Genomic DNA, 18,622 nt, shown 5'->3' with positions numbered 1-18,622 from the left:
TCATACACCACCCTAGACCCGGCCGGGACCGCTCCGGGCGGCCGCCGGAGCCACATACTCCGTGACAGCAAAGGCGAGAGCCAGACGATGACTGACAGCAAATTCCGCACCGAGAAAGACAGCATGGGCGAACTCCAGGTCCCGGCCGACGCGCTGTGGGGCGCACAGACCCAGCGCGCCGTGGACAACTTCCCGATCAGCGGTCTCACCATGCCGCGCAGCTTCATCCGCGCGCTGGGCCTGGTGAAATGGGCAGCGGCCGGCGCCAACTCCGAACTGGGCCTGCTCACCGGCCCGCGGGCGGCGGCCATCCAGAAGGCGGCGGCGGCCGTGGCGGACGGCGAGCACGACGCCCACTTCCCGGTGGACGTGTTCCAGACCGGTTCGGGTACGTCGTCGAACATGAATGCCAACGAGGTGATCTCGCGCCTGGCGCGGCAGTACGGCGTGGACGACATCCACCCGAACGACGACGTCAACATGGGCCAGAGTTCCAACGACGTCATCCCCACCGCCATCCACGTGAGTGCTGCGCTGGACGTCACGGAGAAGCTGCTGCCGGCCCTGGAGCACCTGGCGGAGGTGCTCGGCGACAAGGCGAAGGAGAACGCGGACGTGGTGAAGACCGGCCGCACCCACCTCATGGACGCCATGCCGGTCACCCTCGGCCAGGAGCTGGACGCCTGGAAGACCCAGGTGGAGCACGGCGCCGAGCGCATCCGCGCCGTCATGCCCCGGCTCTGCGCGCTGGCCCAGGGAGGCACCGCCGTGGGCAGCGGCATCAATGCCCATCCGAAGTTCGGGTCCAAGGTGGCCACGCTGCTGGCCGAGCGCACCGACGTAGCGTTCACCACCGCCGACTCCTGCTTCGAGGCCCTGTCCTGCCAGGACACGGCGGTGGAGCTCTCGGGGCAGCTGAAGGTCGTCGCCGTCAGCCTCATGAAGATCGCGAACGACCTGCGCTGGATGAACTCCGGGCCGCTGGCCGGACTCGGCGAGATTGCGCTGCCGGCTCTGCAGCCCGGCTCGAGCATCATGCCCGGCAAGGTGAATCCGGTGATCCCGGAGGCGGTGACCATGCTCTCGGCCCAGGTCATCGGCAACGACGCCACCATCACCGTGGCCGGACAGGCCGGCAATTTCCAGCTGAACGTGATGCTGCCGGTGGTGGCCTACAACCTCCTGCAGAGCATCGATGTGCTCGCCAACGGCGCGACCGTGCTCGCCGACCGGGCGGTGGCCGGCTTCACCGTCAACCGCGACCGCCTGAACGAGGCGCTGGACCGCAACCCCATCCTGGTGACCGCGCTGAATCCGGTGATCGGCTACGAGAAGGGCGCGGCCGTCGCCAAAAAGGCCTACGCCGAAGGTCGGCCTGTGAAGGACGTGGCCCGCGAGATGACCGATCTCACGGACGAGGAGCTGGACCGGCTGCTCGACCCGGCCGACCTGACCCGGGGCGGCATAAAGCATTGAGTCGATGAGCATCAGCGCGCTGCGCGAGCGCATCCTGGCGGCGCTGGCGGACAGCGCCGCGCCCCGGGACCCGACGCTGGCGACTCCGCCCTCGGCCTACGGCGACGTGCCCGAGGCGCTGCGCAGGCGCTTCGCGGGGCGCAAGACGCCGGCAGGCGTCCTCATCGCGCTGCTCGCCCGGGGGGCGGACTACCACGTGCTGTTCACCCGGCGTTCACCGGATCTGCGCCATCATCCCGGCCAGGTGAGTTTCCCCGGCGGCCGGATGGAGCCGGAGGACCGGGACGTCACGGACGCCGCGCTGCGGGAGGCCGAAGAAGAGGTGGGCCTGCCCCGCGGCCACGTCCGCATCGCCGGTTACCTGGAGCCGCACCTGACCATCACCGGCTACGCAGTCACGCCGGTGGTCGGGCTGATCCACCAGGGCTTCCCGATCCGACCGGACCCGGCGGAGGTGGAGGAGGCCTTCGAGGTGCCCCTCGACTTCCTCATGGACCCGCGCAATCTGCACCGGGCCTGGCGGGAGTTCGAGGGCGCCGAGATACCGGTGTATGAATACCGCTACGGCGGCCACCGGATCTGGGGCGCGACAGCGTCGATGCTCGTCACGCTGCATCACAAACTGGAAAGACATTTAAAACAGTAAGTAATGCAAAATATCTCGAAACTGCTTGATATCATGGCCCGGCTCCGGCATCCGGAGAGCGGCTGCGAGTGGGACCGCCGCCAGACCTTCACCACGATCGCGCCCTATACCATCGAGGAGGCCTATGAGGTGGCGGACGCGATACATCGCGGCGACACGGAAGGCCTTAAAGACGAACTCGGCGACCTCCTGCTGCAGGTGGTCTTCCACGCCCGCATGGCCGAAGAGGCCGGGGATTTCGACTTCCAGGACGTCGCCGGTGCCATCAGCGACAAGCTCGAGCGGCGCCATCCGCACATCTTCGGCGGCGGAGCGCCGGCCGACGAGGCCAGCGTGCGGCGCAACTGGGAAGCGATCAAGGCGGCCGAGCGGGAGGAGCGGCACGGCGCCTCCGCCAGCCTGCTGGACGGGATCCCGCGGGCCCTGCCGGCGCTGAAGCAGGCCCAGAAGCTGGCGGGCCGCGCCGCGGGCGCCGGTTTCGACTGGCCGGATGCCGCGGGCGTGCGCCGCAAGATCGACGAGGAACTGGCGGAACTCGACCGGGAGCTGGAGGCGGGCGAGCGGGAGCGCATCGAGGACGAGATCGGCGATCTGTTCTTCTCGCTGGTGAATCTGGCCCGGCATACCGGGGTGGATGCGGAGGCTGCGGCGGCCTCTGCCAACCGGAAGTTCGAGCGGCGCTTCCGGGCGCTGGAGGCCGCGGCGGCCGCCCGGGGCGCTCCGGTGGCCGCGCTGGACGCAGGCGAGCTGGAAGACCTCTGGCAGGCGGTCAAGGCGGAGGAGGCCGCGGCGCCCCGAAAGTAAGGCGCCAGGGGGCGGCCAAGAGCAGCCCCGGGACGACGATCGTTACGTTTCGCGACGTTCAGGACCCGTTCAGCACCGCCGGCCTATGCTCCTTCCCACACCCGGGAGTAACGGGTTTTCGAACCCGGGTGCTCATGGAAGCAGAAGGAGTCAGCCATGTTCAATCGAAACCGAGTCCGCCGGATCACCGGCAGCCGTCGCAGCAGTGCTGCGGCAGCGGCGGCGGTCGCGGCGACGGCCCTGATCGGCGGTGCGCTGTTGTCGGCGGGTCCTGCCCTGGCCGACCCCGGCCGGGACTGGCGCCCCGCCAGCGACCATGGCGCCGGCTACGACTACGCCCGGGTCGTCGATGTCGATCCCATCGTCCGCCACGTGCGGGTGCGCACCCCGGTGCGCGAATGCTGGGAAGAGACGCGCTATGACCGCTATGACGAGCGCTATGACGACTATAGCCGCTACGACCGTCACGACAGGCCGCGCCGCAGCGAAGCCGGCGCCACCATCGCCGGCGGCATCATCGGCGGCGTGATCGGCCGTCAGTTCGGCGACGGCAAGGGCCGCGATGCGATGACCCTGGTGGGCACGCTGGTGGGCGCCGCCATCGGTAACGAGCGCGCCAGCCGCGGCCGGGAGTACGACGAGCGTTACGACGACTACGGTGCGTACGAGCGGCACTCACGGCCGGTGACCCGCTGCGAGACCCGTTACCGCACGGACGCCGAAGAGCGGATCGACGGCTACCGGGTCACCTACCGCTACCGGGGTCAGACCTACACCACCCGCACGGACTACGATCCGGGCGACCGCATCCGGGTGCGGGTGGAAGTCGAACCCGTGCGTTACTGAGTCGGCGCACGATCGGACGGCGGGCTTCGGCGCCAGGGACGGCGCCGCGGTCCGCGGGGCGTGACGGGCCGGATTTCCCACGCGTGTCGTGTTCCGTTGCAAAGCCCGTCTCCAGGGCCGAAAATCACCTTATGAAGCAGACTCTCCGCCTCGCACCGCCGCTCCTGTTCGCCCTCGTGCTAGGAGTGGCGGCCTCCGCCGCGCCGGCTCATGCGGTCGGTCCTGGATCCGTCCTGCCGCCGCAGTCCGCCGGCATGGCGGCCGTACGGGACGAGGTCAGCCTGAGCGAGGCAGTGGCCCGGGTGAAACGGGAGTACGGCGGGCGCATCCTCGAGGCCGAGACCCGGGAGCAGAACGGGCGCCGGGTCCACGTGATCAAGGTGCTCACCCGCGAGGGCCGTGTGCGCACCGTGCGGATCCCGGCCGGGGATCGCTGAGGCCGGCCCGCCGCGGCATCCGTGCGCCATCGATACGCCATCGACACGGCTCTGACCCTATGCGACTTCTGATCATCGAGGACGAGGAGATCATCCGCGAGTCCCTCGCGGCCCGGCTGCGTTCAGCCGGCTTCGGCGTGGAGACGGCGAAGGACGGCGAGGAGGGGCTGTACTACGCCCGCGAGTATCCGGTGGACCTGGCGGTGGTCGACCTCGGCCTGCCGAAGATGAGCGGCCTGGAGATCATCACCACGCTGCGTCAGGAAGGCCATGCGTATCCCATCCTGATCCTGACCGCGCGGGACCGCTGGCAGGACAAGGTGGACGGACTCGGCGCGGGCGCGGACGACTACGTGGCCAAGCCGTTCCACGTCGAGGAGATCATCGCGCGGGTGAACGCGCTGCTGAGGCGGGCCGGCGGCTGGGCTTCCTCAGAGCTGGTCGCGGGCCCGATTACCCTGGACACTGCGGCCCAGGAGCTGAAGGTGGACGGCCGCGCCGTCGAGCTCACGGGCCACGAGTACAAGCTGCTGGAACACCTGATGCTGCGGGCTGGACAGGTCGTGTCCAAGACCGAACTCACCGAGCGACTGTACGACCAGGACTTCGAGCGCGACAGCAACGTGATCGAGGTTTTCGTCGGACGGCTGCGGCGCAAGCTCGATCCGGACAACACGCTGAAGCCGATCGAGACCCTGCGCGGCCGGGGCTATCGTTTCGCACTGGAGCGCGCCGGCGAGGCGTCCACCGGCGGCGGTGACTGAGTCCGGACCCGCGGCCGGGCCGCCCGGGCCATCGCCCGGCCAGTCACCAGGGCAATCGCCCGGCCAGTCACCAGGGCAATCGCCCGGCCAGTCACCAGGGCCGTCGCCCGGCCAGTCACCAGGGCCATCGCCCGGACAGTCCCCCGGGCCGTCGCCCGGTCAATCACTGAGGCTCCGCGTGCTCGTTTCGGGCACGCTCCTGCTGCTGGTCTTCTTCGGCCTCATCGTGGGCGTACTGGATTCCGCCTTCCGCAGCGCTGCGCTGGAGGCCGAGCGGGACCTGCTGGACAGCCGCATGATCATGCTGCTCGCGGCCGCCGAACCCGCGGACGGCAATACGCTGGTGCTGCCCGTCGACCTCCCGGAGCCGCTGTTCGGCTCGCCGGGGTCCGGGCTGTACGGCGCCCTCGTGCGGCGCGGCGACGGACCGGTCTGGCGCTCGGACTCGGCCATCGGCATCGACATCCCCTGGGGCGCGGCGCCGGCCACCGGCGAGCGGCGCTTTCGGCGCATCGAACTGACCGACGGCACGCCGCTGCTCGCGCTCAGCATGGGCATCGACTGGGAGTTCCCTGACGGCACCGTGCAGGCCTACATCGTCCACGTGGCGGCGGGGCTCGATTCGCTGAACGCCCAGGTCGCCAGCTTCCGGCGCCAGCTGCTGGTGTGGTTCGGGCTGGTGGCGGCGCTGCTGCTCGCCTCGCTCGCGTTGCTGCTGCGCTGGCTGCTGCGCCCGCTGGCGCAGATCGAATCCGAGATCACCGAGATCGAGGCCGGCGAGCGGCCCGCGATGTCCGCCGGCTACCCGGCCGAACTGGCCGGCGTGGCCCGCAACCTGAACCAGCTGATCGACAGCGAGCGGGCCCGTGCCGAGCGCCATCGGCGCACCCTCCAGGACCTGGCCCACAGCCTGAAGACGCCGCTGGCCGCGATGCGCTCCCTGCTGGAAGGCGAAGGCGGGCGGGACGCGCTGGCCGACCAGGTGGGCCGCATGGAGGAGATCGTGCGCTACCAGCTCGCCAAGCCCCTGGCCGGTACCGGCGCCACCCTGGGCACGGAGCCGGTGCCGGTGGAGGCGGAGCTTGGCAAGCTCGCGGACGGTCTGCAGAAGGTCTACCGGGACCGGGGGCTGCGCTGCGAGCTGGACGTGGAGCCGGGCCTGAGGTTCTACGGCGACCGGGGCGACCTGCTGGAACTCGCCGGCAACCTGATGGAGAACGCCCACAAGTGGGGCGAGAGCCGGGTGCGGGTCACCGCCACCCGCGCGGCTGACGGGGTCTCGCCGCGGCAGGGGCTGGTGCTGACGGTGGAGGACGACGGTCCCGGCATCCCCGACGGCGGAGACCGTTCGCTGCTGGAACGCGGCCGGCGGCTGGACGAGACCAAGCCGGGCCAGGGCATCGGCCTCAGCGTGGTCGTGGAACTCGCCGAAGCGTACCGGGGTGGCGTCGAGGTGGGTCGGTCGGATCTGGGCGGCGCCCGGGTGACGGTGCGCCTGCCGCCGTGATGAGCGGGCCGGCGCGCAGGGGAGGCCGGCGGCAGCGGCAGGCGGAGGCACGCCGGGCGCACCGGCCCCATCTGGAATTTCCGGACGCCCTGCCGATCTCCGCCCGGGCGGGGGAGATCGCCGACGCCGTCCGGGAGCATCCGGTGGTGGTCGTGTGCGGCGAGACCGGCAGCGGCAAGACCACCCAGCTGCCGAAGATCTGCCTGCAGCTCGGCCGCGGCATCGACGGCATGATCGGCCACACCCAGCCGCGTCGCCTGGCGGCCCGCTCGGTGGCCGCGCGCATCGCCGAGGAGACCCGTCTGCCGCTGGGCGGCGGCATCGGCTACCAGGTGCGCTTCGACGATCGCAGCGAGCCCGGCACGCGGGTCAAGCTGATGACCGACGGCATCCTCCTGAACGAGCTCGGCTTCGATCACGATCTGCGCCGCTACGATACCCTGATCATCGACGAGGCCCACGAGCGCAGCCTCAACATCGACTTCATCCTGGGCTACCTGAAGCGGCTGCTGCCCCGCCGGCCCGATCTCAAGGTGATCATCACCTCGGCCACCATCGATCCCGGCCGGTTCTCGCGTCACTTCGGCGACGCGCCGGTGATCGAGGTGTCGGGACGCGGCTATCCGGTGGAGATTCGCTACGAGGCGCCGGCCGGCGACACCGAGCTGGCCGATGCGGTCACCGAGGCGGCCCGGCGGCTGATGGGCGAGCTGCCGGACGGCGACATCCTCACGTTCCTGCCCGGAGAGCGCGAGATCCGCGAGGCCGCCGAAGCCCTCGAGCGGGCCCGGCTGGGTTCCCGCCGGGGCGAGGCGGGCTGGGAGATCCTGCCGCTCTACGGCCGGCTGTCCGAGACGTCCCAGGGGCGGGTCTTCCGGCCCGGTCGGAGGCGCCGGATCGTGCTGGCCACCAACGTGGCGGAGACCTCGCTGACCGTCCCGCGCATCATGGCCGTGATCGACTCGGGCCTCGCCCGGATCAGCCGCTATTCGTATCGCAGCAAGATCCAGCGCCTGCAGGTGGAGCCGGTCAGCCAGGCCAGCGCCAACCAGCGGGCCGGCCGCTGCGGGCGCATCGCGCCGGGCATCTGCGTGCGTCTCTACGACGAGGAGGATTACGCCGCGCGACCGGCCTTCACCGACCCGGAAATCCGGCGCACCAACCTCGCGAGCGTCATTCTGCAGATGGCGGCGGCCCGGCTGGGCGAGATGGAGGACTTCCCGTTCATCGATCCGCCGGATGCCCGCTACGTCCAGGACGGCTATCGCCTGCTCGGCGAACTGGAGGCCGTTGACGATGCGCGGGAGATCACGGAGGCGGGCCGGCGCATGGCGCGCCTGCCGGTGGACCCCCGGCTCGCGCGCATGCTGCTGGCCGCCGAGGAGCGGGGCGAGCTGCGCGACGCGCTGGTGATCGTGGCGGGGCTGGCCGGCCAGGATCCGCGGCTCTTCCCGCCGGAGGAGGGCGCGAAGGCCCGGGCGGCCCAGGAGGAGTTCGCCGATCCGGTATCGGACTTCATGTCACTGCTGAACCTCTGGCGCGCCTGGCGGGCGGCCCGGCGAGGCACGAGCCGCCGGCAGGCAGAGCGCTGGGCCGAGGCGCGCTACCTCTCGCCGCGCCGGCTGCGCGAATGGGGCGAGGTCCACTCCCAGCTCACCGGTCTGTGCCGCGATGCCGGCATGCCGGTCGCCCACGGCGCCGGCGACCGCGAGGCCCTGCACAAGGCGTTGCTGACCGGATTGCTCGGGCACATCGGCCGGCGGGACGAGGCGGCCCGTTACGATGGCGCCCGCGGTACGGTCTTCCACCTGCATCCTTCTTCCGGCCTGCACGGGAAACCGCCGGCCTGGGTGTTCGCGATGGAGCTGGTGCGCACGAGCCGGCTGTTCGCCCGCACCGTGGCCGGAACCGAGCCCGCACCGATCCTTGACGTGGCCGGCCACCTCGTCCAGCGCGCCTACGAGGAACCGCGCTGGAACCCGCGCCGCGGGCGGGTCGAGGCCAGCGAGACCGTCACGCTGTTCGGCCTGGCGCTGGCGGCCGGCCGGCGGGTGAATTACGGGCCCGTCGACCCGGCGGAGTCGCGGCGCATCTTCATCCGTGAGGCCCTGGTGCATGGCAGGGCGAATCACCGTGACCGCTTCTGGCGGCACAATCAGGCGGCCATAGCGCGCATCCGTGAGAAAGAGGGCGAGTCGCGGCGGGCGCTGCTCATCCCCGACGGCGAAATGGCGGCCCTGTACGAGCGCGAGATTCCGGAGCACGTGGTCGACCTGGGCAGCTTCCGCCGCTGGCTGCGCAAGGCCGCGAAGCGCAACCCGGAAATACTCTGCTTCCCGGAACAGGATCTCGCCCGCGACCCGGGCGGTGGCGGCACCGAGATGCCGGCCACCGTGGAGCTGCTGGGCCAGGATCTGCCTGTCATCTACCGCTTTCGTCCCGGCGAAGCCGACGACGGCGCCACGGTGAGGCTGCCGGCGCCCGCGCTGGCGCAACTGGAGCCGGCCGAGCTGGATCGCGCGCTGCCGCCCCTGGTTGCGGAGCGGGCGGAACTGCGCATGCGCTCGTTGCCGAAGTCGGTGCGACGGCGGCTGCAGCCCATCGCCGACACTGCCGCGGACTTCGCCGCCCGCTACCTGGTGATGCCGGGCAGCGGCGAACTGGAGCAGGCGCTGGCCGATTTCCTGGCCGGCGAATTCGGTATCACGCCCGATCAGATACCGGCGGTGACGGCGGACGAACCGGAGCACCTCAGGCTGCGCCTGGAAGTTACCGACGAGGCCGACCACGTGATCGCCGCCGGCCGGGATCTGGAAGCCCTGCGCGGGGAGGTCGGAGAGGCAGCGCCGGCGGCCGCCGCTCCGTCGGGCGACGCCCGACCGACGCTGCACCGCGACTGGGACTTCGGCGAACTGCCGGGGGTGCAGGAGGAGGTATCAGGCGGTTTGCGTCTGGAACGCCACCCGGTACTGGCCGATCGTGAGAACGGCGTGACGGTGGAGTCCGTGAGGGACGAGACCGAGGCGGCGACGGTCCATGCCGGCGGCGTTTTGCGGCTGCTGCGTCTCGCGTTGCCGCAGCAGGAGAAACTGCTACGCGGGAAGGTGACAGGAGACCGACGTTTGCAGCTCGCCTGGGCGGGCGTGGGCGGCGCCGGCGAGCTGGCGGAGGATTTCGTCGCCGCCGCGTTCGGTCGGGCGTTCCCGCGGGAGCGCAGGGCGACGGTGCGAAACCGCGGCGACTATGAGGCGCTTCTGGAATCAGGCCGAAGCGAGCTGGTGGGGGCGGGCGAGGGACTGGCCACCCTGCTCGGCGAGATACTCGAGGCGCGGCGACTCGCCGCGGTGGCTGCCGCGGATCTGCCCGAGCGGCTGGACGACGTCCGCGCGGATATCGATGCCCAGCTCGCGGCACTGGTGTATCCGGGATTCCTCAGCGCCACTCCGGCGCAGCCGCTGGAGTCCCTGCCGCGCTATCTGCGGGCGGCCGAGCTGCGTGCATCGAAACTGCCGGCCGGCTCGGACCGGGACCGGGCGGATGCGCAGGAGATCGCGGTCTGCCGCGGCCGTCTCGCGCAACTCGAGCAGCGCCGCGCCTCCCTCGACGCCGAGCGGCGCGCTTTGATCGACGAATTTCGCTGGGGTATCGAGGAGCTGCGCGTGTCCCTGTTCGCCCAGCAGCTCGGCACCCGCGGCAAGATCTCGCCGAAGCGCCTGGAGAAACTCTGGCACCGCATCACGGGCGTGACTCGCTGACCCGACCTCTTCCTGTCGGGCTTCCCTTCTATTGTGGCCGCCCTGCGGGGGTATCCATCTTGCTCCCGACAAAAGGTCGCGGCGATGGATACCCCCGCATGACGGCCGTGCTCGCGGTGGCGTGCAGGGAGCATCAGTCAGCAGCGCTTACTGACTGGTGCAATCTTTCACGACTAAGGGCACGTCAGCGGGCGGACACGGGTTGCGGGGTCGTCCGGGCCGACTGGAGCCGGTAGACAATGCTAGGAGCGGCTTCAGCCGCGATTGATCGGGCCTAAAGGCCCTCCCACAGGAGCGTCCCCGCCACCCTTGCCCACCCGATGGCGGGCCAACGCCAGAAGAAATCCGGGTCGGGCCTGAAGGCCCTCCTACCTATTCTTTCTTCTGGGCCATCATCTCCTTCGCCTTGTCCATGAACGGCCCGATCAGGTCGAGGGGCAGGGGGAAGACGATGGTGGAGGATTTCTCGCCGGCGATTTCGCGCAGGGTCTGCAGATAGCGCAGTTGCATTGCCAGGCGCTCGGACTCCAGGGTCTTGGCCGCATCCGCCAGCTTCTGTGCTGCCTGGAACTCGCCCTCGGCGTTGATGACCTTGGCGCGCCGGGCACGCTCGGCTTCCGCCTGCTGGGCGATGGCGCGGATCATGCTCTCGTCCAGGTCCACGTGCTTGATCTCGACGTTGGCGACCTTGATGCCCCAGTTGTCGGTGTGCTGGTCGAGGATCAGGCGGATGTCGGAGTTGAGCTTGTCGCGCTCGGCGAGCATGTCGTCCAGTTCGTGCTGGCCGAGGACGGAGCGGAGCGTGGTCTGGGCCAGCTGGCTGGTCGCCTCGAACACGTTGGCGACCCGGATGATGGCCTTCTCGGGATCCACGATGCGGAAGTAGATGACCGCGTTCACCCGCACGGAGACGTTGTCCCGGGAGATGACGTCCTGGGTGGGCACGTCCATCACCACCACGCGCAGATCCACCTTGGTCAGCGTCTGCAGGAACGGGATCAGGATGATCAGGCCCGGTCCCTTCACCGTCTGGAAGCGGCCGAGGAAGAAGACGACGCCGCGCTCGTATTCCTGCAGGATGCGGATCGCATTGAACAGGAACAGCAGGACGAGGCCGACTGCGATTCCGATATAGAGCATCATGATGGCATTCCCTCTCTCGCGTGTTCAGTCAGTTTCAGATTCGTTACCGGCGGGCGAGACATCGAGTAAGAGCCCGTCGATACGCTCGACCCGCAGTTTCTGGCCCTTCTTGACCGGTTCGCTGGTGCGCGCCGTCCAGATCTCGCCTTCCAGCATGACGGCGCCCTGGTCGGAGAAGTCCTCCCGGGCGACGGCGATCTCCTTGAGAATCTGCTCCTGGCCGCTAACGGCGCCCTTGCGCCGCAGGCGCAGCAGGTAGGCGATGACCCACATCAGCAGCAGTCCGAAGGCGCCGACGACGAAGATGACGAACCAGGGCGAGATACCGAAGCCCGGGACACCCGTGTCGAACATCATGATGGCTCCCATGACGAAGGCGGCGATGCCGCCGAAACCGAGCGCGCCGAAACTGGGCACCAATATCTCGGCGATCATGAGCACGATGCCGAGCAGGATCAGGCCGAGGCCGGCGTAGTTCACGGGCATCACCTGCAGCGCGTAGGCGGCCAGCAGCAGGCAGATGGCGCCGACCACGCCCGGCACGATGGCGCCGGGATTCCAACCCTCGAACAGCAGCCCGTAGATACCGACCAGCAGAAGCAGCAGCGCGATCTCGGGACTCGCGATCACTGACAGGAGCTTCTGCCGCCAGGTGGGTTCCACGGTGTCGATGCGCATGTTGCCGGTGGCGAGCGTCACGGTGCCCGTGGGCAGCTCGACCTCGAGCCCGTCGATCTGCGCCAGCAGGTCGGCGGCGTCGCTGGCCAGGAGGTCGATGACGTTCATCTCCAGCGCCTCGCTGGAGGTGAGCGTGGCGGCGTCTCGGACCGCCTTCTCGGCCCATTCGGCGTTACGGCCCCGGCGTTCCGCGAGCCCGCGGATGTAGGCTACGGCGTCGTTCAGGATCTTGCGGCTCATGGCGTCGCCGGACTGTTCCGGCGGCGTCTGGGCGCCGCCTTCCGGTTCCGCCGCGCTCTCGCTGCCGGCGCCGTCGTCAGCGGCCTGTCCGTTTGACTGCTCGGACGACGGGTCGGCGGCGGGGGTTTCTCCGGACCCGGTGCTGCCGTCGCCGCCGTCCGTCGGCAGGGGCTGGCCGCCGGGCAGGGGCGGCCGCGGCCGGTCGCCGCCGCCGCCGGCCAGGGGTACGGGCGTTGCCGCCCCCAGGTGGGTGGTCGGCGCCATGGCGGCGATATGGCTCGCATACAGGATGTAGGTGCCTGCGCTGTCGGCGCGTGCGCCGGAGGGGGACACGTAGGTGGCGACCGGTACGTCGGAGTTCAGGATGGCCGAGATGATGTCCCGCATCGAGCTGTCCAGCCCGCCCGGCGTATCCATGCGGATGATCACGAGATCGGCCGCTTCCTCTTCGGCCTGGCGGATGCCGCCGGTGATGAAGTCCGCCGTGGCCGCACCGATGGCGCCTTCCAGGTTCAGCTGCAACGCGCGGCCAGCCTGACCCTGCTCCTGGGAGACCAGCGGGCCTGCCAGCCCGGCCAGGCCGAGCGCGACAAACAGCATCCAGAGTATTCTTGTTCGGGCCATGTTTCTCACCGCGCCATCATATCAGCCCGGGACCGGCGTTGATCCCCGCTGCGGCCGCCTATAACCTTCGGCTCCTGTTCAGACCACGGGGCGCCATGCGTGTTCATCAAGTTCCTCACCACCGGCGGTACCATCGACAAGATCTACTTCGACGACAGCAGCCGCTTCGAGGTGGGCGAGTCCCAGGTGGAGCATATCCTGCGTGAAGCCCTCGTCGATATCGATTATGAAGTGGTCTCGTTGCTGCGCAAGGACAGTCTCGATATTGACGAAGCCGACCGGGCGCGCATCCGCGACTATATCGAGCGCGACTCGGCCGAACGTTACGTGATCACGCACGGCACCGACACCATGGTGAAGACCGCACTCGCCCTGGATGGGCTCGGCGAGCGCGTCATCGTGCTCACCGGCGCGCTGAGTCCGGCGCGCTTCCGCAGCACGGACGCCGTGTTCAACGTGGGCATGGCGACGGCCGCTGCCCAGACGCTCGGCCCCGGCGTCTACATCGCGATGAGCGGGACCATCTTCGCCGCCGATCAGGTGGTGAAGAATCGGGAGAAGAACCGTTTCGAAAGTATCGCCCGGCGAGATGCCGGCTGAGAGGAGAGAATCGATGAAGTGGAGAATGATCATGGCCGCGGCCGCCGCTGCCACCGCCGTGGCCGCAGGCCCGGCGCAGGCCCAGGACGACATGGCCGACGTGGAGATCGGCGTCACGGATCTCGGCGACGGGCTCTACATGCTGACCGGCCGTGGCGGCAACATGGGGCTGTCGGTGGGCGAGGATGCCACGTTCCTCATCGACGACCAGTTCGCGCCGCTGACGCCGAAGATCAAGTCGGCCATCGCCGGGCTGACGGAGAACTCAGTGAAGTTCGTGTTCAACACCCACTGGCACTTCGACCACGTGGGCGGCAACGAGAACTTCGGCGAGACCGGTGCGGTCATCGTCGCCCACGACAACGTGCGCGAGCGGATGAGCGAGGATCAGTTCCTCGAGGCGTTCAACCAGGAAGTGCCGGCCTCGCCGCCGGAGGCGCTGCCCGTCGTCACCTTCAACGACAAGGTGACGCTGCATCTGAACGGCGAGACGATCCGCGCGTTCCACACGCCCCACGCCCACACCGACGGCGACAGCGTCATTTACTTCGACGGTGCCAACGTCTTCCACATGGGGGATACGTTCTTTCACAAGATGTACCCTTTCATCGACGGCAGCAGCGGCGGTACGGTGGACGGCGTCATCGAGGCGGCGAACACGGTGCTCGCGATGTCCGACGAGGACAGCGTCATCATCCCGGGCCACGGCCCGATCGCCACCCGGGACGACCTGCGTGCCTACCGGGACATGCTGGCCACGGTCCGCGACTCCGTGAAGGCGATGATTGGCGACGGCATGACGCTGGAGCAGGTGCAGGCCGCCAACCCCACGGCCGACTTCGACGCCGTGCATAACGAGATGGGCATGTTCGAACCCGCCCAGTGGGTGGGGCTGCTGTACGGACTGCTGGCCCCGGCGGAGGACGCCGGCGAGGAATGAGGGGAGGGCCGCCGGGCGCTGCGCCCGGCGGCCGGCCTGCGGCCTAGATGCGGAAGCGGATGCCCTGCGCCAGGGGCATCTCGGTACCCCAGTTGATGGTGGTCGTCTGACGGCGCATGTAGGCTTTCCAGGCATCGGAACCGGATTCCCGGCCGCCGCCGGTCTCCTTCTCGCCGCCGAAGGCGCCCCCGATCTCGGCACCCGAGGTGCCGATATTGACGTTGGCGATGCCGCAGTCCGAGCCCCCCGCGGACAGGAAGCGTTCGGCGTGCTGCAGCTTGTCGGTGAAGATGGCTGACGACAGGCCCTGGCCGACGCCGTTGTGCAGCGCCAGCGCCTCGTCCAGGGTCTCGTAGCCGATGAGATAGAGGATGGGTGCGAAGGTCTCGGCCTGCACGATCGGCCAGTGATTCTCCGCCATGACCAGCGTCGGCTCCACGTAGTAGCCCGGCCGGTCCAGCCGGTGGCCGCCGTACAGCACCTTGCCGTGGTGGGACAGGATGTCCTCGACGGCCCGCTCGAAGTTCGTGACCGCCTGGCTGTCGATGAGGGGTCCCATCAGGGTGTTCTCGTCCAGCGGGTCGCCGATGCGCACCTGGTCGTAGGCGCGGATCAGGCGCTCCTTCAGTTCCTCCCGGCGCGAGTCGTGCACCAGCACGCGGCGGGTGGTGGTGCAGCGCTGCCCGGCGGTGCCGACGGCGCCGAAGACGATGGCCGGCACGGCCAGGTCCATGTTGGCGTATTCGTCGACGATGATGGCGTTGTTGCCGCCGAGTTCCAGCAGGCTGCGCCCCATGCGGGCGGCCACCCGTTCGCCGACCTTGCGGCCGACGGCCGTGGAGCCGGTGAAGGAGAGCAGATCCACGCGCGGGTCGTCCACGAACGCCTCGGCCCGTTCGGTGCCGCCGTCGTTGAACAGGTTGAAGATGGGCGGATGCGAGAGGTCGGCCAGCACCTCGTTGCAGATCTTCTGCACCGCCAGCGAGACCAGCGGCGTCTTGGGTGACGGCTTCCAGACCGAGACGTTGCCGCAGATCGCCGCGATGAGGGCGTTCCAGGACCAGACCGCCACCGGGAAATTGAAGGCCGTGACGATCCCGACCACGCCCAGCGGATGCCACTGCTCGTACATGCGGTGGGAGGGCCGCTCCGAGTGCATGGTCTTGCCGTAGAGCATGCGCGACTGGCCCACGGCGAAGTCGGCGATGTCGATCATCTCCTGCACTTCGCCGTCGCCCTCGGCCTTGATCTTGCCGTTCTCCAGGGTGACCAGACTTCCGAGCGCATCCTTGTTGTCCCGCAGCGCGAGCCCGACGCGCCGCACGGCCTCGCCGCGCACCGGCGCCGGCGTGTTGCGCCACTCGGCGAACGCCTCCCGCGCCGCGACCATGAGCCGGTCGTATTCGCCCGCACTGCTGGCCCGCACGCTGCCGAGCACCTCGCCCGTGGCCGGGTTGATCGACTCGATCGGAGGTCCCGGGTCCTTTTCGATGGCCTTGCCGCCGCACCAGGTCCCGTGGTTCTCGGCCTCCAGACCGAGCCGCTTCAGGATATCTTTCATGGCTTTCACTCCCGGCCGACCCGGCGAGGCCGCGAGCCGGCTTGCTAAAGTTACGAAAGGGATGGGGGTCGCTGCGGCGCATTGTCCCATCTGACCGGACGAGTCGCCACTGAGGGTTTCCCCGATGGCGAGCCGTCGGGGCCGGCGTCCTCGCGTTGCCGCACCATTCGGGCCCGGACCCGGGAAGGGCCGACGATTTCTTACGTAACTTATTCGAATCCCTGAAAGTTTTGCTTTGCAGCAAAGCCCGTGGCATATTGCCGCAATGTCCCGAAGCACCGCACAGACGAACTGGCATCCCACCAGCTGGCAGAGCCGCGAGGCCACCCAGCAGGCGGCTTATCCCGACCGCGACGCGCTGGACGACGCCGTCGCCCGGCTGAGCCGGCTGCCGCCGCTGGTCACCTCCTGGGAGGTGGACAACCTCAAGCAGCACATCGCCGCCGCCCAGCGCGGCGAGGCATTCGTGCTGCAGGGCGGCGACTGCGCCGAGACCTTCGACGACTGCACCTCCGAGAGCATCGTGCAGAAGCTGAAGATACTGCTGCAGATGTCGCTGGTGATGCTCTACGGCCTGAAGAAGCCGGTGGTGCGGATCGGACGCATGGCGGGGCAGTACGCGAAGCCGCGTTCCGCCGACACCGAGACCCGCGACGGGGAGACGCTGCCGAGCTTCCGTGGCGACCTGATCAACCGCAGCCCATTCACGGCCGACGACCGGGTGCCGGATCCGGAGCTGATCCTTCGCGGCTACGAGCGGGCGGCCCTCACCCTGAATTTCGTCCGCTCGCTGGTGGACGGCGGCTTCGCCGACCTGCATCACCCGGAGAACTGGGATCTGGACTGGGTGGGCCATTCGCCGATGGCTGCCGAGTACCAGCGCATCGCCGATGCCATCTCCCACTCGCTGGATTTCTTCGAGTCCATCGCGGGGCGGCCCATCCATCACACCCGGCGTGCGGACATCTACGCGGGCCACGAGGGGCTGCACCTGCACTACGAGCAGGCCCAGACGCGGCTGCGGCGCGACCGCTGGTACGACCTCACGACCCATTTCCCCTGGATCGGCATGCGCACGGCCAACGTGGACGGTGCCCACGTGGAATACTTCCGCGGCGTCACGAATCCGCTCGGCGTGAAGGTGGGTCCCGGCATGACGGCGGAGTGGCTGCAGGAGCTGATCGGCATCCTCAATCCCAACAACGAGCCGGGCCGTCTTACCCTGATCCATCGCCTCGGCGCGAAACAGGTGGAGGAGGGGCTGCCTCCGCTGATCCAGGCGGCCCGTGCCACGGGCAGCCCGGTGCTGTGGGTCTGCGACCCGATGCACGGCAACACGGAGAGCACATCCGGCGGCTTCAAGACGCGGCGCTTCGACAACATCGTCGGGGAGCTCAAGGCCGCCTTCCGCATCCACCGCGAAATGGGCAGCTACCTCGGCGGCGTCCACCTGGAGCTGACCGGCGCGAACGTCACCGAGTGCATCGGCGGCGCCCGCGGTCTGGCCGAGGCCGATCTCAAGCGCGCCTACCGCTCCCAGGTGGATCCCCGGCTGAACTACGAGCAGGCGATGGAGGTGGCGATGCTGATCGCGGGCCTCCGCGACGCCGTGGAGTCCCACCGCAAGGCCGGCTAGCCCGTAGGAGGGCCTTCAGGCCCGATCGATCGCGGCTGAAGCCGCTCCTAACATTGTCTATCGGCTCCAGTCGGCCCGGACGACCCCGCAACCCTTACCCACCCGCTGACGGGCCCGTAGCCGAGAGGCACGGCACCAGTCAGCGGGCGTTGCTGACTGGCAGATCCTTTCGGCCACCGCGAGCACGGCCGTCATGCGGGGGTATCCATCGCCGCGACCTTTTGTCGGGAGCAAGATGGATTCCCCCGCAGGGCGGCCAGGAGAGAAGGAATCGGGCCTGAAGGCCCTCCCACAGCCGGATCGGGCCTGAAGGCCCTCCTACCGGTGGGGTTTGCGGAGCGTGTGCCAGGCCTCGCGGGCCGGGAGCTCGCGATATTCGCCGGGCTGCAGGCCGTGCACTTCCCAGGGTCCGATGCCGGTGCGGATGAGCCGGAGCACCGGCAGGCCCACGGCGGCGCCCATGCGGCGCACCTGGCGGTTGCGTCCCTCGTCTATGGTGATCCTGAGCCAGGAGTCCGGGACGCGCTGGCGGTAGCGGATGGGCGGATCGCGGGGCCACAGCCACTCGGGTTCGTCGACCGCGTCTGCCTCCAGCGCGCGTGCCGTATGGCCCCGGATGTCGACCCCGGCGCGCAGCCGGGCGAGAGCGTCCGCGCTGACGTGGCCCTCGACCTGGGCGTAGTAGGTCTTCGGCAGCTTGTGGCGGGGATGGGCTATGGCGGCCTGCAGCCGGCCGTCGTCGGTAAGGGCCAGCAGGCCTTCGCTGTCGTAGTCGAGCCTGCCCGCCGGGTAGACGTCCGGAATATCGACGTAAGCGGCGAGCGTGTCGCGGCCGCGGGTGTCGGTGAACGCCGAGAGCACATGGTAGGGCTTGTTGAGCAGCACGAGTCGCATGGCGCGACCATACCCCCGACGAGGGGACGGGAACAGCCGGCGGGGGCGGTCCGGGATCGGCCCGGCAATCC

15 protein-coding genes are annotated in these 18,622 nt (G+C 69.3%); 11 read left to right on the top strand and 4 right to left on the bottom strand.

Going from position 1 to position 18,622, the window contains the following annotated elements; translation table 11 throughout:
• Positions 1-87: 87 nt before the first annotated feature.
• The 8 genes from ACJMK0_RS12955 to hrpA all read left to right on the top strand — a co-directional run bounded on the left by ACJMK0_RS12955 (position 88) and on the right by hrpA (position 10,235).
• A complete protein-coding gene (locus ACJMK0_RS12955; RefSeq protein WP_405238829.1) occupies positions 88-1,476 on the top strand; it encodes a class II fumarate hydratase in 1,389 nt (462 codons plus the stop codon).
• A 4-nt stretch (positions 1,477-1,480) separates the two neighbouring features.
• Positions 1,481-2,122 (top strand): CoA pyrophosphatase, encoded by a 642-nt coding sequence (locus tag ACJMK0_RS12950; protein ID WP_405238828.1) that lies wholly within the window; start codon positions 1,481-1,483, stop codon positions 2,120-2,122.
• Between the two features lie 3 nt (positions 2,123-2,125).
• Complete coding sequence (gene mazG / locus ACJMK0_RS12945; RefSeq protein WP_405238827.1) at positions 2,126-2,926, top strand: nucleoside triphosphate pyrophosphohydrolase; 801 nt, start codon at positions 2,126-2,128, stop codon at positions 2,924-2,926.
• A 156-nt stretch (positions 2,927-3,082) separates the two neighbouring features.
• Entirely contained in the window at positions 3,083-3,772 is a 690-nt protein-coding gene (locus ACJMK0_RS12940; RefSeq protein ID WP_405238826.1) for a glycine zipper 2TM domain-containing protein, read from the top strand.
• Positions 3,773-3,903: 131 nt separating this feature from the next.
• Complete coding sequence (locus ACJMK0_RS12935; RefSeq protein ID WP_405238825.1) at positions 3,904-4,209, top strand: PepSY domain-containing protein; 306 nt, start codon at positions 3,904-3,906, stop codon at positions 4,207-4,209.
• A gap of 59 nt (positions 4,210-4,268) precedes the next feature.
• The gene (locus tag ACJMK0_RS12930) at positions 4,269-4,973 is read left to right on the top strand and encodes a response regulator transcription factor (RefSeq protein WP_405238824.1); all 705 of its coding nucleotides are present in this window, start codon (positions 4,269-4,271) and stop codon (positions 4,971-4,973) included.
• A 178-nt stretch (positions 4,974-5,151) separates the two neighbouring features.
• Complete coding sequence (locus ACJMK0_RS12925; protein ID WP_405238823.1) at positions 5,152-6,480, top strand: ATP-binding protein; 1,329 nt, start codon at positions 5,152-5,154, stop codon at positions 6,478-6,480.
• Positions 6,480-10,235, top strand: coding sequence for an ATP-dependent RNA helicase HrpA (gene hrpA / locus ACJMK0_RS12920; RefSeq protein WP_405238822.1), 3,756 nt, complete (start codon positions 6,480-6,482; stop codon positions 10,233-10,235). The genes ACJMK0_RS12925 and hrpA overlap by 1 nt, the downstream gene beginning before the upstream one ends.
• Positions 10,236-10,607: 372 nt before the next feature.
• Here hrpA and ACJMK0_RS12915 read toward each other — a convergent pair whose 3' ends face one another.
• Both ACJMK0_RS12915 and ACJMK0_RS12910 read right to left on the bottom strand, forming a co-directional pair.
• Positions 10,608-11,378, bottom strand: a complete 771-nt coding sequence (locus tag ACJMK0_RS12915; protein WP_405238821.1) for a slipin family protein — start codon at positions 11,376-11,378, stop codon at positions 10,608-10,610.
• 24 nt (positions 11,379-11,402) lie between these two features.
• Positions 11,403-12,920 (bottom strand): NfeD family protein, encoded by a 1,518-nt coding sequence (locus ACJMK0_RS12910; protein ID WP_405238820.1) that lies wholly within the window; start codon positions 12,918-12,920, stop codon positions 11,403-11,405.
• A gap of 99 nt (positions 12,921-13,019) precedes the next feature.
• On the opposite strand from ACJMK0_RS12910, the gene ACJMK0_RS12905 reads away from it, so the two are divergent.
• Together ACJMK0_RS12905 and ACJMK0_RS12900 are read left to right on the top strand one after the other, a co-directional pair.
• Complete coding sequence (locus ACJMK0_RS12905; protein WP_405238819.1) at positions 13,020-13,520, top strand: asparaginase domain-containing protein; 501 nt, start codon at positions 13,020-13,022, stop codon at positions 13,518-13,520.
• Between the two features lie 13 nt (positions 13,521-13,533).
• The gene (locus tag ACJMK0_RS12900) at positions 13,534-14,460 is read left to right on the top strand and encodes an MBL fold metallo-hydrolase (RefSeq protein WP_405238818.1); all 927 of its coding nucleotides are present in this window, start codon (positions 13,534-13,536) and stop codon (positions 14,458-14,460) included.
• Between the two features lie 43 nt (positions 14,461-14,503).
• On the opposite strand, the gene amaB is transcribed toward ACJMK0_RS12900, so the two are convergent.
• Entirely contained in the window at positions 14,504-16,021 is a 1,518-nt protein-coding gene (gene amaB, locus ACJMK0_RS12895) for an L-piperidine-6-carboxylate dehydrogenase (RefSeq protein ID WP_405238817.1), read from the bottom strand.
• 265 nt (positions 16,022-16,286) lie between these two features.
• Between amaB and ACJMK0_RS12890 the strand changes: the two genes are divergently transcribed.
• Positions 16,287-17,657, top strand: coding sequence for a class II 3-deoxy-7-phosphoheptulonate synthase (locus ACJMK0_RS12890; protein WP_405238816.1), 1,371 nt, complete (start codon positions 16,287-16,289; stop codon positions 17,655-17,657).
• Between the two features lie 318 nt (positions 17,658-17,975).
• Here the strand turns inward: ACJMK0_RS12890 and ACJMK0_RS12885 are convergent, their stop codons facing one another.
• Positions 17,976-18,551: a pseudouridine synthase gene (locus ACJMK0_RS12885; RefSeq protein WP_405238815.1), complete on the bottom strand. Its 576-nt coding sequence runs from the start codon at positions 18,549-18,551 to the stop codon at positions 17,976-17,978.
• Positions 18,552-18,622: the final 71 nt, after the last annotated feature.

Source organism: Lentisalinibacter orientalis (assembly GCF_040706535.1).
Classification (GTDB): Bacteria; Pseudomonadota; Gammaproteobacteria; order Steroidobacterales; family Woeseiaceae; genus Lentisalinibacter; species Lentisalinibacter orientalis.
The sequence above is the reverse complement of the archived record's forward strand: the minus strand, read 5'-3'. Positions and strand labels throughout refer to the sequence as shown.

Bases quoted from the DNA above. Each gene is read 5' to 3' on its own strand.
- hrpA (WP_405238822.1), top strand. From the start codon at position 6,480: ATGAGCGGGCCGGCGCGCAGGGGAGGCCGGCGGCAGCGGCAGGCGGAG.
- ACJMK0_RS12910 (WP_405238820.1), bottom strand. From the start codon at position 12,920: ATGGCCCGAACAAGAATACTCTGGATGCTGTTTGTCGCGCTCGGCCTG.
- ACJMK0_RS12950 (WP_405238828.1), top strand. From the start codon at position 1,481: ATGAGCATCAGCGCGCTGCGCGAGCGCATCCTGGCGGCGCTGGCGGAC.
- amaB (WP_405238817.1), bottom strand. From the start codon at position 16,021: ATGAAAGATATCCTGAAGCGGCTCGGTCTGGAGGCCGAGAACCACGGG.
- ACJMK0_RS12930 (WP_405238824.1), top strand. From the start codon at position 4,269: ATGCGACTTCTGATCATCGAGGACGAGGAGATCATCCGCGAGTCCCTC.
- ACJMK0_RS12915 (WP_405238821.1), bottom strand. From the start codon at position 11,378: ATGATGCTCTATATCGGAATCGCAGTCGGCCTCGTCCTGCTGTTCCTG.
- ACJMK0_RS12935 (WP_405238825.1), top strand. From the start codon at position 3,904: ATGAAGCAGACTCTCCGCCTCGCACCGCCGCTCCTGTTCGCCCTCGTG.
- ACJMK0_RS12890 (WP_405238816.1), top strand. From the start codon at position 16,287: ATGTCCCGAAGCACCGCACAGACGAACTGGCATCCCACCAGCTGGCAG.
- ACJMK0_RS12885 (WP_405238815.1), bottom strand. From the start codon at position 18,551: ATGCGACTCGTGCTGCTCAACAAGCCCTACCATGTGCTCTCGGCGTTC.
- mazG (WP_405238827.1), top strand. From the start codon at position 2,126: ATGCAAAATATCTCGAAACTGCTTGATATCATGGCCCGGCTCCGGCAT.
- ACJMK0_RS12955 (WP_405238829.1), top strand. From the start codon at position 88: ATGACTGACAGCAAATTCCGCACCGAGAAAGACAGCATGGGCGAACTC.
- ACJMK0_RS12940 (WP_405238826.1), top strand. From the start codon at position 3,083: ATGTTCAATCGAAACCGAGTCCGCCGGATCACCGGCAGCCGTCGCAGC.
- ACJMK0_RS12900 (WP_405238818.1), top strand. From the start codon at position 13,534: ATGAAGTGGAGAATGATCATGGCCGCGGCCGCCGCTGCCACCGCCGTG.